A 16,192-nucleotide genomic window follows, 5' to 3' on the forward strand; every position below is an offset into this window, starting at 1 on the left:
AGCAAGCGGTGTGTGCTGTTAACAATTAAGCATGAATTTCATGATTTTTCATGAATTTTTGTAGTGTTTCATAGAATGCATCGAATGTTGGGATATCCATTTGTTGTTGTGAATCAGAAAGTGCTACAGATGGATCTGGATGTACTTCTGCCATGACACCATCAGCACCGATTGCAATGGCTGCTTTGGCACATGGTAACAATAAATCACGACGACCTGTTGAGTGTGTTACATCTACGAATACTGGCAAATGCGTTTCTTGTTTTAACACTGGTACAGCAGAAATATCTAACGTATTACGAGTTGCTTTTTCATAAGTACGAATACCACGTTCACAAAGGATAATATTTTCATTTCCTTTAGACATAATGTATTCTGCTGCATGGATGAACTCATCAATTGTTGCAGCTAAACCTCGTTTTAGTAGGACTGGTTTATTAGTTGCACCTGCTGCTTTTAATAATTCAAAGTTTTGCATATTTCGTGCCCCGATTTGAATCACATCAATATAATCTAAGGCTTCCTCTAAATGACCTGGTGTCACAATTTCTGTAATCACACCTAAACCATATTCCTCAGACACACGTTTTAAGATTTTTAAGCCTTCTAATCCAAGACCTTGGAAGTCGTATGGAGAAGTACGTGGCTTATAGGCACCACCACGGATTAGCTTTTCACCTTTTGCTTTAATAGAAGCCGCTACTGCAGCTACTTGTTCATAAGATTCAACAGCACAAGGACCAAATACGAAAGATGGCTTCCCTTGACCAATTAACTCACCATTGATATTAATAACTGTATCTTCGGATTTTTTCTTACGAGATACAAGTAATTCTTTCTTTTTATCAGCTTCAAGCTGCTTTAAAGCTGTTTTAAAGATTTGTTTAAATATATAGTCTACCGTCATTTGGTTTAATGGACCTTGGTTGTGTTCTTTAATAAGATCAAGCATGTGTCTTTCACGCAGTGGATCATAGCGATTTACACCTTGTTTTTCTTTAATTTTACCGATTTCATCAACTACAGCTGCACGTTCGTTAATAAGACGAAGAATTTCTAAGTTTAATTCGTCGATTTGGCTACGTAAGCTTTCTAAATCTTTTTGGCTCATGCTTTCTTGCTCCTCTCCTCATGACAGACACTTTCAGAACTCTGAAATGTATGTTACATTTTTAGATAATAGCAATATTATAATCAATGTTGTTCAGAATGTCACGCATTTTTAATTTAGCGCTTCAACTCGCTAAATTGAAATTGAGATATAACGCGAAAGGAAGCGATTACATTGAGTTCTAAATTATTTGCACTTGATATTGGTACACGCTCAGTGGTCGGGATTATTCTTCAAGAAGAAAATGACCATTTTCACGTGGAAGATATAGTAGTGAAAGAGCATAAAGAACGTGCCATGGTAGATGGTCAAATACATAATGTCATGTATGTGGCAGAATTAATTAATACAATTAAATACGAACTTGAAGAGAAACATGGTCCTCTTACGAAAGTAAGTGTTGCGGCAGCGGGCCGATCCTTGAAAACTGAACAAGCTAGCGTAACGATTAATATACGTAATCGTCCTATTTTTACAGAAGAAGATATAAGCCGCTTAGAGCTCCAAGCAGTTCAACAAGCCCAACAACAACTTTTACAACATAAAGAAGATGCTAAAATAAGCCACTATTACTGCGTAGGCTACTCAGTTCTCTACTATCGCTTGGATGGTGAAGAAATTGGCAGCCTCTTAGATCAACAAGGGGATGAGGCACAAATTGAAGTCATTGCCACTTTCCTACCTCGTGTGGTAGTCGAATCACTAATTGCCGCTTTAAAACGAGCTGATTTAGAGATGGAAGCTTTGACATTAGAACCTATCGCAGCTATAAATGTCCTTATTCCTTCAACTATGCGTCGCTTAAATGTGGCTCTAGTCGATATAGGCGCAGGTACTTCTGATATTGCCATTACTGATAAAAGTACTGTTGTGGCCTATGGTATGGTTCCAACAGCAGGCGATGAAATAACAGAAGCTTTAAGTGACCATTATTTACTAGACTTCCCTGTTGCCGAAATAGCAAAACGTCAGCTCCAAACAGCAGAAGAAATATTGATTCAAGATATTCTTGGTTTTGATCAGTATTACCCAAAGACTGAAGTTTTATTAGCCATTGAACCTGCCGTCAAGCAGCTTGCCAAGTCCATTGGCGAAGAAATTTTACGACTCAATAACCGAGTGGCTCCAAAGGCTGTTATGCTTGTTGGAGGAGGTAGCTTAACACCTAACCTAACAACAGAACTTGGTCTAGTCCTAGATTTACCAGCAAACCGTATAGCTGTTAGAGGCATTGATGCTATTCAAAACCTGACGAAGGAAGAGCATATTAAAGCATCACCAGAGTTAGTTACGCCAATCGGTATTGCCATTGCAGCGAAAAAAATGCCCATCCAATATATGAGTTTAACTGTCAATAATCAGGTGGTCCGTCTTTTTGAGCTGAAAGAAATGACAGTTGCCGATGCTTTTTTAGCGGCCAATATCCGTGCTAAACAATTGTATGGAAAACCTGGCCACGGTTTATCTATTAGTGTCAATGGACAAGATATATTCATTCCTGGTGGTCATGGGCAGCCGGCTGAAATAGTAGTAAACGGACAACAGGCATCAACGAAAACATTGATTAAAACAGGCGATGCCATTCAGCTAGTGGAGGGACAAGATGGACAGCCAGCCACAGTAACGGTGAGAGATCTTATTGATAATGCTGCAATCAAGACCATTACTATCCAAAATACAAAATATGTAATTGAACCGAAAATTACAGTCAATCACTCTCCTGCATCCATTGATACTGTTTTAAATGATCGTGATAGCGTCGTTTTTGATATAGCGGATACCATTGAGGAAATTTTCAAAGTTACAAATAATTGGGATTTATTAAAGCAATTTGAGTCTTATACCATTCATGTCGATGGACAGCCATTATTTTTACCTGAGTTTTCTTCTCCATTAATGATAAATGGAAAAACGGCAAAATTGAGCTATTCAGTGCAGGATGGCGATGTGATTAACTTTCAGCAGCAATCATTGCCAACTGTTCAGCGAATTGCGGACCAAATGAATCTTTTGCTGGAAGATAAAATGATCATTCATTTCCAAAATGAAGTAGTGGAGCTTTCCAAAACAGTACATGAAGCACTGGTCAATCAAATGATTATATCTCCTCTTTCAACTGTACCGAATGGAGCCACTGTAATTTTTACAGAAAAAGATCGTAGTCCTTGGATCTATCAAGATGTATTTCGCTTTTCTAATTGGCAGCTCCCAAGCACATTCAAAGGAAACTTCACCATTTTAAGAAACGGTCAGCCTGCAAGTTTTGATACGGAAATTTTCGGTGGCGATCGACTTGAAATACTATTAGCCGAAACCCCTATCGTTTAAAAAAGGGATACGTTACACGACGATCATGTAACGTATCCCTTTTCGTTATGCATTATGCACGTACTTCTTCATTTGACTCTTTTGTTTCGTCTTTTTTCTCTTCTGCTTTGACTTCCTCGTTAGGAATAAACTCCTCTAGTGGTTCCTCGCCCTCAAAGGAAACCGTACCATCGTCAAAAACAGCAGGGGCCTTTGCCGTTTTTAAAGTTTTTACTTTCTCCACTAATTGTGTAGATTGTTCTTGAATTTGTTTAGAAAGTTGTACTGTTTTATCTTTTGCAGTTGTCGAGAAGTCTGCACTCTTATCTTTTAAATGAACAGCTTGTACAGCCACATCACTACGTAAATCTTTTCCTGATTTTGGAGCTAATAGTAGACCTGCTGCAGCACCTACAATTCCACCTACTAATGCGCCAATCACAAAATCTTTCATGTTTACACGCTCCTCTTCATAAATCGAGTCTTGCGGATGATAAAGCTGAGGCAATGAACTTTCAAGCTGTTTTTCCTTTACTTCATTAAAATTTGGCTTTTGTGTTGTCATGCAACAATTCCTCCCCATCATATTATCAATTTTGTCTGGACAGGTTGTCCATCTACTTTTTACAGAGGCATGTTCAATTTATGTCCAAGACTTTATTTTTATTCAGACAGTATCAAATACTTACTGAATAATTTTCACTATTTACGACCCCATTTTCTTTTTGGCTTTTCTACTTGTACCGTTTCAAAGCCATACACATCCTCAGATACAGATTCTTGCTCTATGATTTTGCGCTTTTTCCATTTATCAGCAATACCCATTGCAACATTGCTCCACTGTACTACTTGCGCAATTTTTTCTTCATTTTGTTCTACGCTTTTTGAAACAGAAGAAGTAATTTGCTGTACAGAATTATTTAAACCATTGACAGAATCACCAATACCTTTAACAGCTTGAACCACTGAATTTAACTGTTCAGATTTATGTTGAATATCCTCTGCTAAGCTATTTGTTTTGGTTAATAAAGAAGTCGTTTCACGTGTGACCCCTTCCATTTGTCCTTCAATACCTGATAATGTCCCAGATAAACTGCTTAAGATGGACTTGAGCGAGAATAATGTCATTCCTACACTCACACATAAAATTAAAAACCCGATTGCAGCGATAATAGCTGCAATATACAAAATCACTTCCATAAGTTGACCTCCTGCTAGTAAATTCTCTTTACTATTACTTTCCCTATCTTCGACAAAAAAAACGGAATTCCTGCTCAAATTTTAAAAAAACAGCTTAACCCCTACGGACTAAGCTGTTTCATCGTTTTTAAGCACGGCTTCAAAAGCATCTTGGAATTTATGAACATCTCCAGCACCCATAAATAAGAATACTGCACCTTGATGTTTTGTTAGTATATCAATTCCTTCAGTGGTAATCACTGCACTGCCCTCGATTAATGACGCCAAATCTTGAATAGAAAGTGCGCCTTGCGTTTCTCTTGCAGAGCCAAAAATATCACATAAATAGGCTGTATCTGCAAGGCTTAGACTATCTGCGAAATCTTGTAAAAAAGCTTGTGTACGTGTAAATGTATGTGGTTGGAATATAGCAACTAGCTCACGATCTGGGAACTTTTGTCGCGCTGATTGAATGGTAGCACGAATTTCCGTTGGATGATGGGCATAGTCATCTATTAATACATTATCCCCTATATCTGTTTCGGTAAAACGTCTTTTTACACCTTTATATGTGTGCAAACGATCTTGAATAATGTCAGGTGAAATTCCTTCATATTCACATAGAGTAATGACCGCTAATGTATTTAAAATCGCATGATCCCCAAATAATGGAATAAAGAAAGTGCTATAAAATTCATTGCGAACGAAAACATCAAATTTTGTACCTTCTGTCGTTTTTTCAACATTACGAGCTTCGAAATCATTCTCTGAACCAAATCCATAATAAACAACTGGTACTTTTGCTTGGATACGCTGAAGTTGTTCATCATCACCACATGCAATAATAGCTTTTTTTACTTGTAAAGCTAATGATTGAAAAGCAGAATAGACATCCTCTATATTTGCAAAGTAGTCAGGGTGATCAAAATCAATATTTGTCATTACCGCATAGTCAGGATTATATGCTAAGAAATGGCGTCGGTATTCACATGCCTCCATCACAAAGAAGTCAGCATTTGCATGACCAGCACCAGTACCATCACCGATTAAATAAGAAGTTGGTTTGTAACCACCTACCACATGTGCCATTAAACCTGTAGTTGAAGTTTTACCGTGGGCACCTGTTATGGCAATGGAAATATAGTTACCGATATATTCTCCTAAAAATTTATGGTAACGAATAATCTCTACTCCGATTTCTCGGGCACGAATTAATTCTGGATGATCATCAGGAAAAGCATTACCTGCAATTACAGTCATGCCTTCTTTAATATTATCTGCATTAAATGTAAAAATTGGAATATTACGTTCACGTAACGGCTGCTCCGTGAAGAAATATTTATCGACATCTGAGCCCTGTACTTGTTCACCAGCATCAAATAAGATTTGTGCAAGTGAACTCATGCCAGAACCTTTAATGCCTGTGAAATGAAAAACTGTCATTAATTAAACCCCCCGGGAATTTCAATATCCCATCTATCATCTATTAGGTGTATCGTATTATTTCACGAATGATTAGGTATTAATACCTTCACAAGTATTAAAAAATACGTACTATTCAACACATCTTGTCTATTATAGCACTTTTTATGCATAAGGATAGATGTGTAACTTTTCTAAAAAAACTAATTTCGACGTAAATTAGTTAATGTAGACGAAATCAAGGCAATTCTTATTCAAACATAGTAATTAAATCTTCTTCTGTAATGAAACTTTCACGCGGCTTACTACCTCTTGCCTCTGAGATAAAGCCATGTGATTCCAACATATCAATTAAACGAGCAGCACGATTATAGCCAATATGATATTTTCTTTGAATCAATGACGTAGAAGCTCCACCCTGTTCAAAAACAAAACGACAAACATCTTCAAATAAATCATCCTGTTCTGCGGATACCTCTGTTTTCTTCAATAGTTCCTCTTGATCAAAAATATAATCAGGCTCTCCTTGTTCACGAACATGCTCGATAATTGCTTCAATTTCATCATCTGTAACAAATGTTCCCTGGAGACGTACTGGTGCAGACATACCGTTACCTAAATATAGCATATCGCCTCGTCCAAGTAACCTTTCTGCTCCCTGCCCATCCAAAATTGTACGAGAATCAATTTGTGAAGATACTGCAAAGGCAATACGTGTAGGAATATTGGATTTAATTAATCCTGTAATAACGTCTACAGATGGTCTTTGTGTTGCAACAATTAAATGAATTCCACATGCACGTGCCTTTTGAGCAATACGGCAAATTGCCTCCTCTACATCTGCTGGAGACATCATCATTAAATCGGCCAACTCGTCAATAACAATTAAAATATATGGCAATTTCAGGCTATGTTCATTATTTTTATCTGCAATTGCATTATAACGCGTAATATCCCTTGCACCTGCATGCGCAAACAGTTGATATCGACGTTCCATCTCCTCTACAGCCCATTTAAGTGCTGCTGTTGCAGCCTTCACATCTGTGATTACAGGGCTTACTAAGTGTGGGATATGGTTAAATGGCGCCAGTTCTACCATTTTAGGATCGATCAACATTAGTTTTAGTTCATGTGGTGCAGCTTTATATAATAAACTAACCAAAATAGAATTAATACAAACGGATTTACCCGAGCCTGTCGCACCAGCAATTAAACCGTGGGGCATTTTTCGTAAATCTAGTGTAACAGGCTTACCTGTTAGATCAAGACCTAAAGCTGCCTCTAACGGCGAATTTGATTCAAGGAAGGATGCGCTATTCGTCACTTCAGATAATCGTACAGCTCTTGATACTCGGTTTGGAATCTCAATACCAATCGAACTTTTCCCAGGGATCGGTGCTTGAATACGAATATCCTTTGCTGCTAAAGCAAGCTTTAAATCATCTGCTAAATTTCTAATCTTGCTTACTTTCGTACCGTGACTCACAGTAATTTCAAATTGAGTAACTGCAGGTCCCTGCATAATCGATTCAATTTGAGCAGAAACCTGGAAATAAGAAAGTGCTTCCACCAATGTATCACCCTGCTGCTCCATCCAATCTGTATCCTGTGTTTTTTCCTCTGGTGGCTCTAAATATTCGTCAGTAGGCTTTTGATAAACATGAACAGGTTTTGTTTTTTCCTCAACTGGTAGCTCCTGTTCTGCTTCTAAAACCTGTTGTTGGTTTTCCACAGGTTTAACTGGAGAATCCTCTACAATTTCAGGAAGAACTTCAGTAACTGAAATGACCTCTGCTTCTAGCTCTGTTGTTGCAGCAACTTCATCAGCATTAATTCTTTCAATTTCTATTGCATCATTCTCGGATACACTAGTCAAAGTTGTTACAGGAGCCATCGTAATAACCGCTACCGGACTTTCTGATTTAGTTTCTGTGTTAAAATCTCTGTCTTCTTCGTGTCGATGGCATTCAACATCTTCTTGACTACAAAAAGCAGATTGTGAATCACTTTCTTCCTCCAGCTGTGGTTCAACTAGCTGTATAGCATTTGAATCTATGCTCTCAGAAGGCGAGTGTTCCTCTTCTTTAGCTTCCGCCCCATCAATCAGCACATCTTCTACCGCTTCTGGATTACTTTCCACACGAATAGGTTGGACCACTTTCATTTGCTGTTGAATTCGCCATTTTTCTTTATCTGTTTTTAGCATTAGCACATTGAAAGGAATGCGACTTTTTTCTTCTTTTGGGATAGCATCTGATGATGATTGTTCATCAAGCTTCACCGGATGGTCCTCTTCATTACTCGGAGGCTGTACAACCGTTACCTCTCCAATATGAATGGTAGAATTTTCAATTTGGACTTGTTCCACAATCAATTCTTTAACATGAATCTCAGACTGATCTGCTGAAAGCTGTTGTATGGTTTGATCTTGCTTAGCAGCTTCCTTCACTTGATCTTCAAATGCCATGGCAAAAGGTGTGGTTTGTGGTACCACGATATCCGTGGGCGCACTGTCTGGTACATCCTTTTCTTCATCCAATACATCATCATCAAATGTAATAGGTTCAACAATCGGTTCATGGATTTCATGTTCGAATTCAACACGATGAGCTGTACTAGGCGGCTCTTTTTCTTCTAGTATATTTTCATTAGCCTCATTTGTTGTCGCTTCTTTTAATGGCTGATGAATTGTCAATAAATCAGAGGTCATCCTAGTTGTTTCTTGTGACTCATGTTCTTCTTTTCTTTTATCCAATAATTCATTAATAGGACTTGGTTTCGCAAACCCATAGACGGGTGAAGGTACGTCCGTTGGGATAAAGCGTTTACGATTTTCAAGAAAATCGCTATCTACTTTTTGAACTTTTTGTTCTTTCCACTCGAGTTTATCTTTTGGTACAGATGTCGTCTGAGGTATGATTGACTCTTCTCGATCTTGTGCGTCTCGAAAAACTAAACTCGCTCTTGAACGATGTTCGTGTTGGACTGGTTGACTTTTCATTGTTGATTTTCTACCAGTGCGTTTTGAACGATTCGCTAACAAATCTCGAATCCCTGTAACATCTACATCGTAAACACTTGAATCAACGATATGTTGATTTAAATGCTTGGGTAAAGATAAATCCTCAATTTGCCCATAATAATCATCATTTTCTACCTGATCAAACATTTCTTTTTGGCGCGTTTGTGACACGACGCCTTCCTCATCATCGTCAATCAATGGGAAACGGAAAGTTTTTTGCTTAGTCATGGGTTGTTCTTGCTGCATATGTAGCTGTTCTGTTTGTCCCTCTTCGTAGTCCTCATAAAATTCTTCATACTCGTACTCATATTCATCTTTATTTAAAATTTTATTTATTTGTTTTTTAAACCAATTCACTTCATTTCACTCATTTCTCTTACACTTCATTTATAGCATTGTCTAATTTTCTTCAAATCAATAGCTCAATGTCTATATCAAAAGCATACCATAAAAACGATCGCGAAACTTGCATTTAGAGGCTCATTCTACACAAAAAAATCGTTATGTTACTAGCATATTAGTAACATAACGATTTAGGGATTTTCACCTTGACCCATTGGATAATATCATGATAAAAAACTAAACTTTTAATAACTTTATTATCAAAAGATGTATTTATTATTTACCTGATGATTCAAATGCACTACCAACGATAGCATCCTCAGGCAAAACTAAGATTCCTTTTTCAGAAGGAGCATTCGGAATTGCTAGCTCACGTGCTGAACAAAGCATGCCAAATGAATCCACGCCTCTTAAATTCCCTTCTTTTATAAGCATTCCTGAAGGCATGACCGCACCAATTTTTGCAACAACCACCTTTTGTCCCGCCTCTACATTTGGTGCGCCACAAACAATTTGTAAAGTTTCATCTCCAACGTTTACAGAACAGATACTTAATTTATCAGCATTTGGATGCTTTTCTTTCGTTTCTACAAAACCTATGACAAACTTCGGAGAAAAGTCAACATCTAGGCTAATGCTAGCACCGTTCTTTTCGATTGCTGCAGCTAATTGTTCAACTAACACTGGTGTTACCTCAACTAATCCTTTTGCATCTGTTTGTATATATTGGCTCGCGTTAAATAAATTAAATGCTTTAATTTCACCAGTTTGAGCTTCTTTTAATATAGCAATATCCCCAGCACGTTCTACTGCTGTGTTCACGATAGACTCCGTTGCTAGTTGAACTAGTAATACATCTCCTACATGCTCTTTGTTGTAAAATACATTCATTGTTTTTCTTGCTCCTTTTTCACTCTGTTTTTTGCTAAGATAAAGATCGGTTCTAATTCCCCATCTTCATAAATAAAAGATAACGACGTGATCGGTACTGTACCGACTGCAAAGAAATGCATAGTCATCTGCGCTAATACATCATACCCTGTTTCATTCCGAATATCACCTATAATCAGCACATCTTGATGAGGCACAGACAATGTCATATCCCCCTCTATCTGAGTCCGCATATCTTTTAGAAAGCTCTCATTTAAAATTCGACTGGCATCATAGCCATCATTCATATTAACAAAATAAAAGATATTATCGGCGACCTCATCCTTTTTATAGGAAGTTGGTAATTGTTTTACTGAAAAACGTGCCATTTCACGAATTTGCTCTACACTTAATTGTAAAGCTTCTAGCATAGATTCATCGATAAAACGATAGGTTTTGCCTAAATCAAGCGCATAAAAGATGCGTGTTTCCGCTGTATGATCTGTTGTAATAAACGCATGGCCCTCTTTCGATGCTTGAGGATATGATGTGGCACGTATAACAGGATAAATTTGTGTAGTCATTTGAAAACCCTGTTCTTTTTCTTGTTCCATCGCATTAAAAGTTTGTGTAATCGTATACACAACTTCATCAATAGCTGCCTCTTGTTTATCATTGTATTTTGCTAAAATCCCAGGTAGTGAAAGCTCCATACCTTTTTCAATCGTTTTATGATTCAATCTTAATTTTTCGTGCTTTTTATCGAAATGAAAATCGTATTTCTCTGCGTTTAATCGTTTTTTTAAAAGCTCTACAAGTTGCTCTGATTTCAATTGCTTCATTCTTTCTCACATCCTGTCTTCAAAATGAAACGGTTCACATGTTTGTGAACCGTTTTGTTCAATCTTGTTTATTTACTTTATCTTAACCGAATGAACTATTTTCGTCATCTCTCGTAAATTATCTTCTATATGCTTTGCCTGAGAAATCGTGGTCATTTTCACGCCACCACTACTCACAATGAGCTCCATTTCATTCTCATCATCTGTTTTTAGTACCGCTGTAAAGCCAAAACGACCATCCTTATCATAAGTGGTTTCCTGAATGATTTTATCAGCTTCATTTTCTTTTAAAAGTTGATAATAAAGTTTACTATTTGGTGCCTCTCTATCGTTAATGAAAAGGATATAGCTTTCTTTTCCTTTTGAAATAACAATATTGTAAGCATCTGAACTATCTTCAACTTTAAAATTTGAAGGTAGGTAAAAATTAATATCTCCAATTTCCTCGGTATGTTCTTCAGGCTCTTCTGCAAAAACCGTTTCTGTGAATTGAAGCCCGTTGGCAATTTGCTCATCGATCGATTGATTGCAGCCAGAAAGCATCAGAAGTAACAGCGTCAGGCCAATAGCTTTTAGCCATTTATATGACATGTCTCTCTTCCTTTCTCTTTCACTACTAACTTTTTTCTATTTTAAAAAAATTATTAGGAAGATGCAACCTCTCCGCATACGCACCACTAATTCCATTTAACTATTTTTCGGGAAATGTGAACAAATATTGACCAACCAATAGTGATACAATATGCTCAAACATCATTTGTCGACTGACTAAACCTTGAGTGAAAATCCCTACTGCTCCAGCCCCCTGTCGAATATCTCTGCGCTGTGTATATTGCTCCATGAGTGGGCCAAGCTCTCCACCAGCTCTAATTTCCTGGGCAATTTCTTTTGGTAAAATAATTTGTGCACCTGCCGCTGTAAACGTTGTCCCATCAGAGACTGTTAATGCACCCCAATTACATACATACATCTCGCCTTCGATTTCAGTGACACCGCCTTCCAAGCCAAAGGATAATGATGCATCTGTTTTTAGCATGGCATTTTTGGCGCGGTTGATGGCACCTAATCTCGTTTCCTCATTCGACATAGGTTGATCTGACACTTCTGAAGCAGCTTTCACATATGTAAAGATTGTATCCACAAAATAATTTTGAGCAATAGCTTCAACTGCTTCAGTTTTCGCTTTATTAGTTGTTCCAATTGCTATTTTCATCAAACCCCTACTTTCTTTCCATAGAAAAAGATGCCTTTTACAGGCATCTTTCCAACTACTTATACATTAGCGCGAATAGACTCTAAAGTCGAACGATCTGCTTTTTTCACTAATTCAACAATTAATGCTTTAGCAGCAGCATAATCATCAATGTGAATGATAGACGCAGATGTGTGAATATAACGTGAGCAAACACCAATTACTGCACTTGGTACACCATCGTTCGCTGTATGTACTCGCCCAGCGTCAGTTCCACCCTGTGATACAAAGTATTGGTATGGAATATGGTTGGACTCGGCCGTATCTAAAATAAACTCTCTCATTCCACGATGTGTCACCATTGTACGGTCTAGAATACGAAGTAATGTTCCTTTACCAAGCTGTCCAAATTGATCTTTTTTACCTGAAGTATCATTTGCAGGTGATGCATCTAATGCAAAGAATAAATCTGGTTTAATCATGTTTGCTGACACTTGAGCACCACGTAAACCAACCTCTTCCATTACATTTGCGCCTGAATATAAATGAGATCCGAGCTTATCATTTTTGACTTCTTTCATTAATTCAATTGCTAAACCACAGCCATAACGGTTATCCCAAGCTTTGGCCATAATTTTTTTCGGATTGGCCATAGGTGTAAATGGACAAACAGGAATAATGGATTGTCCTGGACGAACCCCCATTGCGACCGCATCTTCCTTGTTGTCAGCGCCAATATCGATTAACATATTTTTTATATCCATGGGCTTAGAGCGCTCTGCATCCGTTAATAAATGCGGTGGAATAGATGCAATCACACCAGGGATAGCTCCATTTTTCGTATAGACTTCTACACGTTGTGCAAGCATAACCTGGCTCCACCAGCCACCTAACGTCTGGAAGCGGATCATGCCGTTATCAGTAATAGAAGTAACCATAAATGCTACTTCATCCATATGACCTGCAACTAAAATTTTTGGAGCATCCGCAACTTCACTATGCTTTACCCCAAAAATCCCCCCTAAATTGTCTTGAACGATTTCATCTGAATACTTTTCCAACTCAGATCGCATGAACGCGCGAACAGCGTGCTCATTACCAGGAGCACCTGGTAACTCTGTTAATGTTTTAAATAATTGCAATGTTTCCTCATTCATGTTGACTCTCTCCCCACGAAGTAGAATATTCTTCCTCGCCTATTGTAACATATTTATTTCCGAATTCGAAATATTGATACATTTCCTAAAACTGTTATCGTGTGAACGTGCATTCACTCTATAGGCTATGCTAAAATATAGGTACAGAAAAAGGAGGAAGATGTATGAAATTACGTGATTTTTTAATTGGTGTTGCAACTGGCTTAGCTGCCGCAGTCATTATTAAAGAAGCTAGTGAAAAAGTTTCTCCGTTCGTACCTGCAGGACAAGTACTTGAAAACATAAAAAAAGAATTTAAAAAGGATGCACCGATTGATGGTTCCTGGATTTTTATGAAAACAGAAGATTATACAAATGGTATCATTACTATTCCTGTCTATCGTGGAGGAATCTCACGTATGCATGAAGGTGACATGCAAACATTTGAATTTGCCGCTGATGCACGCTCAGGCGTTGTAGTTGAATTAACAGAGGTTTAGCGCTAAAAAAGAAGCAAAAGAAGCCATCTCCTTTTCAATTGAGATGGCTTCTCTTTATTATTCTGATAAACCTTTATTATTAAAGTATTTTTTATATTTACGATAGTAATTTAAGTTATTGAGTGTTAGCTTCACCCAACGCTTTGTATTCATATCTTCATTATAGTAAAGGGAGTTTGTGTATTTACCCTCGCTAATTAATTTTTTTGCCTCTAATTTAAGCTTTTCGTTCGATGCATATTTGAACAATACACCTTTTGGAATAATCATCCATAGATGTTTATCCTCCACATAAGTAACTTCTTGCTTAATGTTTAACATATGATCATCAGCAACATACTTCATTAAGTTATGGCCACTTGCCGTTACATAATAGCTGGAACGTCCATTACGTAAATTAATTTCAAACAGCTTGTACTGTTTATCACGAATATCGTATTTCATATCGAAATTGGCAAAGCCTGTATAGCCGATGTCCTCTAAGAAGAAACGTACTTGGTCCATTAATTCTTTATCGTATGTTGTTACGATAGCTGCATAACTGCCGATTCCTTCAGGTGAATGCTCTTCTAGAATAGGATTTCCTAGACACATTAGCTTCACTTTCCCGTCTTTGCCCACATAAGCATTAAGCACACGCATATAAGAATCATCACCAGGGATAAATTCTTGAATAATCATTGTATCTTGATAGCTTGAGCTATAAATCGCTTTTAAAATAGCTGTTTTTTCTGCCTCGTCATGCGCAACAAAAACTTTTTTCTTCCCTGGGAATTTACATGCCCAATATTCCACCGAATTTGACGCCTTTAAAATAATTGGATACTCGAATGGAGGTGTAAAATTTTCATAATTATCTGCTGTTACAGTCGTTGTCCCTGGATATTTAAAATCGTATTTATCACACATCTTGTAGAAATTCTCTTTAAGTAAAATTTCATCCATTAAAGATTCATCGATGTAAGGCACTGTGAAATGCTCCTGCAACGCTGGCTTATTTTTAATAATAAGCTTAGCATAATCGTCACCACACGCTAAGAGCAATAGCTTTTGATCAGCATATTGTTTTGCAACTTGTGCAAGCGCAGGTGCAAATACATCCTGCTCATTTAAACGGTCGATTTCTTGAAACTCCAGGATATGGCTATCTTGTGTTGCTGTTAAATGAGAACGTCCTAAGACAAGTGGTTTAATTCCATATGCTTCATAAAATGCACGGGCCATCCCATATGCATTCATATCTGACCCTAGTAAAACTGGTAAAAATGGTTGTTCAGCTGCCATGTTTATTTCAACTCTCTTTTATATTTTAGTTTCGTGTTTAGTGTATCATATTTTCCATCATCTTCACGAACAAAAAAGCGAGGTATCGACATTTTCATGTCAACTACCTCGTCATTGTTAGAATGTAATAACAGCTTGTCTACTACGTTCGAGCTTAGCCTTGATTTCTTTCCCCGTTTCATCCCATTTAATCATACGATAATAGGCATCATGGTAGAAAATAAAGCCATAGTTATTGGCAAGAGCTTCTTTCATAAGACGTTCTTTCGCAAAAACACTAGTCATTGGATAGTCATCATAAGCTAAAACCCATAATGGATTTTGATGAGCATGTGTAGGCATAATGTCTGCCATATGCAAAAGTACTTCACCTTGTTGTGTAAGTTTGATTACAGCATGACCTTCACTATGACCACCTGTATGAATCATTTCAATTCCTGGAGCTACTTCCAACGTACCTTCATAGGTTTCAACTAAGTGCTGTACAGGCTCCCAATTTTCTTTCCAGTACGTATTTTTGGAGCGAATATTTGGGTTACGCATCTCGTCCCATTCAATTTTTGTTACGAAAATTTTAGCGTTTGGGAAAGTAGGCACAAGCACATCATCTTGCCACTGAGTTAAACCACCAGCATGATCAAAATGTAAATGTGTCATTAGCACCGCATGGATATCTGCTGTCGTTAAACCAAGCTCTTGTAAACTATCCGCTAACGAAGATTCTTCTGTTACACCAAAGTTTCTTAGCTGTTTTTCATTTAATTTGTTAAAGCCAACACCCGTATCAATAAGATAGTTTCTGCCCTCATATTGAACAAGAATTGGTTCCGTTGGTAATTCAATTTGATTTTTTTCGTTGACTGGATATTTGCGCGACCAAAGTGGTTTTGGGACAACTCCAAACATCGCACCACCATCTAGACACGTAACACCCCCGTTAAGCCATGATAATGACATATTGTGAAACTGTAACTGATCCATCCAT

At 37.5% G+C, this 16,192-nt stretch carries 14 protein-coding genes; 2 read left to right on the forward strand and 12 right to left on the reverse strand.

Annotated features, from left to right (window positions below):
- Positions 1–25 precede the first annotated feature (25 nt).
- Positions 26–1,111 (reverse strand): bifunctional 3-deoxy-7-phosphoheptulonate synthase/chorismate mutase, encoded by a 1,086-nt coding sequence (locus AC3CH7_RS13345; RefSeq protein WP_031418590.1) that lies wholly within the window; start codon positions 1,109–1,111, stop codon positions 26–28.
- A 174-nt stretch (positions 1,112–1,285) separates the two neighbouring features.
- On the opposite strand from AC3CH7_RS13345, the gene pilM reads away from it, so the two are divergent.
- Complete coding sequence (gene pilM / locus AC3CH7_RS13350; RefSeq protein WP_488381782.1) at positions 1,286–3,439, forward strand: pilus assembly protein PilM; 2,154 nt, start codon at positions 1,286–1,288, stop codon at positions 3,437–3,439.
- Between the two features lie 52 nt (positions 3,440–3,491).
- On the opposite strand, the gene AC3CH7_RS13355 is transcribed toward pilM, so the two are convergent.
- From AC3CH7_RS13355 to AC3CH7_RS13395, 9 genes are all read right to left on the reverse strand, one after another.
- Positions 3,492–3,983: a YtxH domain-containing protein gene (locus tag AC3CH7_RS13355; RefSeq protein ID WP_488381783.1), complete on the reverse strand. Its 492-nt coding sequence runs from the start codon at positions 3,981–3,983 to the stop codon at positions 3,492–3,494.
- Between the two features lie 137 nt (positions 3,984–4,120).
- On the reverse strand, positions 4,121–4,618 hold the full coding sequence (locus AC3CH7_RS13360) for a DUF948 domain-containing protein (RefSeq protein WP_031418589.1): 498 nt from the start codon (positions 4,616–4,618) through the stop codon (positions 4,121–4,123).
- 108 nt (positions 4,619–4,726) lie between these two features.
- Positions 4,727–6,040, reverse strand: coding sequence for a UDP-N-acetylmuramate--L-alanine ligase (murC, locus tag AC3CH7_RS13365; RefSeq protein WP_031418588.1), 1,314 nt, complete (start codon positions 6,038–6,040; stop codon positions 4,727–4,729).
- A 229-nt stretch (positions 6,041–6,269) separates the two neighbouring features.
- On the reverse strand, positions 6,270–9,398 hold the full coding sequence (locus tag AC3CH7_RS13370; RefSeq protein ID WP_488381784.1) for a DNA translocase FtsK: 3,129 nt from the start codon (positions 9,396–9,398) through the stop codon (positions 6,270–6,272).
- Between the two features lie 261 nt (positions 9,399–9,659).
- Positions 9,660–10,274: a YtpR family tRNA-binding protein gene (gene ytpR / locus AC3CH7_RS13375; RefSeq protein WP_012295698.1), complete on the reverse strand. Its 615-nt coding sequence runs from the start codon at positions 10,272–10,274 to the stop codon at positions 9,660–9,662.
- A complete protein-coding gene (locus AC3CH7_RS13380) occupies positions 10,271–11,095 on the reverse strand; it encodes a DUF1444 domain-containing protein (RefSeq protein ID WP_012295699.1) in 825 nt (274 codons plus the stop codon). The genes ytpR and AC3CH7_RS13380 overlap by 4 nt, the downstream gene beginning before the upstream one ends.
- Positions 11,096–11,167: 72 nt before the next feature.
- Entirely contained in the window at positions 11,168–11,686 is a 519-nt protein-coding gene (locus tag AC3CH7_RS13385) for a hypothetical protein (protein ID WP_036164672.1), read from the reverse strand.
- 100 nt (positions 11,687–11,786) lie between these two features.
- Complete coding sequence (locus AC3CH7_RS13390; protein ID WP_012295702.1) at positions 11,787–12,308, reverse strand: DUF84 family protein; 522 nt, start codon at positions 12,306–12,308, stop codon at positions 11,787–11,789.
- A 59-nt stretch (positions 12,309–12,367) separates the two neighbouring features.
- Positions 12,368–13,444, reverse strand: coding sequence for a M42 family metallopeptidase (locus tag AC3CH7_RS13395; protein ID WP_012295703.1), 1,077 nt, complete (start codon positions 13,442–13,444; stop codon positions 12,368–12,370).
- A gap of 164 nt (positions 13,445–13,608) precedes the next feature.
- Between AC3CH7_RS13395 and AC3CH7_RS13400 the strand changes: the two genes are divergently transcribed.
- On the forward strand, positions 13,609–13,923 hold the full coding sequence (locus AC3CH7_RS13400) for a hypothetical protein (RefSeq protein ID WP_008176726.1): 315 nt from the start codon (positions 13,609–13,611) through the stop codon (positions 13,921–13,923).
- A gap of 57 nt (positions 13,924–13,980) precedes the next feature.
- On the opposite strand, the gene AC3CH7_RS13405 is transcribed toward AC3CH7_RS13400, so the two are convergent.
- Positions 13,981–15,207 carry a carboxylate--amine ligase gene (locus AC3CH7_RS13405; protein ID WP_012295704.1) on the reverse strand — a complete coding sequence of 409 codons (1,227 nt, stop codon included), beginning with the start codon at positions 15,205–15,207 and terminating at the stop codon, positions 13,981–13,983.
- A gap of 117 nt (positions 15,208–15,324) precedes the next feature.
- A complete protein-coding gene (locus AC3CH7_RS13410; protein ID WP_031418585.1) occupies positions 15,325–16,188 on the reverse strand; it encodes a YtnP family quorum-quenching lactonase in 864 nt (287 codons plus the stop codon).
- Positions 16,189–16,192 lie beyond the last annotated feature (4 nt).

Source organism: Lysinibacillus sp. F12 (genome assembly GCF_057773605.1).

Excerpts from the sequence above, each read along its gene's own strand:
- AC3CH7_RS13345 (WP_031418590.1), bottom strand. The coding sequence starts at position 1,111 with ATGAGCCAAAAAGATTTAGAAAGCTTACGTAGCCAAATCGACGAATTA.
- AC3CH7_RS13355 (WP_488381783.1), bottom strand. The coding sequence starts at position 3,983 with ATGACAACACAAAAGCCAAATTTTAATGAAGTAAAGGAAAAACAGCTT.
- AC3CH7_RS13360 (WP_031418589.1), bottom strand. The coding sequence starts at position 4,618 with ATGGAAGTGATTTTGTATATTGCAGCTATTATCGCTGCAATCGGGTTT.
- murC (WP_031418588.1), bottom strand. The coding sequence starts at position 6,040 with ATGACAGTTTTTCATTTCACAGGCATTAAAGGTTCTGGCATGAGTTCA.
- ytpR (WP_012295698.1), bottom strand. The coding sequence starts at position 10,274 with ATGAATGTATTTTACAACAAAGAGCATGTAGGAGATGTATTACTAGTT.
- AC3CH7_RS13380 (WP_012295699.1), bottom strand. The coding sequence starts at position 11,095 with ATGAAGCAATTGAAATCAGAGCAACTTGTAGAGCTTTTAAAAAAACGA.
- AC3CH7_RS13385 (WP_036164672.1), bottom strand. The coding sequence starts at position 11,686 with ATGTCATATAAATGGCTAAAAGCTATTGGCCTGACGCTGTTACTTCTG.
- AC3CH7_RS13390 (WP_012295702.1), bottom strand. The coding sequence starts at position 12,308 with ATGAAAATAGCAATTGGAACAACTAATAAAGCGAAAACTGAAGCAGTT.
- AC3CH7_RS13395 (WP_012295703.1), bottom strand. The coding sequence starts at position 13,444 with ATGAATGAGGAAACATTGCAATTATTTAAAACATTAACAGAGTTACCA.
- AC3CH7_RS13400 (WP_008176726.1), top strand. The coding sequence starts at position 13,609 with ATGAAATTACGTGATTTTTTAATTGGTGTTGCAACTGGCTTAGCTGCC.
- AC3CH7_RS13405 (WP_012295704.1), bottom strand. The coding sequence starts at position 15,207 with ATGGCAGCTGAACAACCATTTTTACCAGTTTTACTAGGGTCAGATATG.
- AC3CH7_RS13410 (WP_031418585.1), bottom strand. The coding sequence starts at position 16,188 with ATGGATCAGTTACAGTTTCACAATATGTCATTATCATGGCTTAACGGG.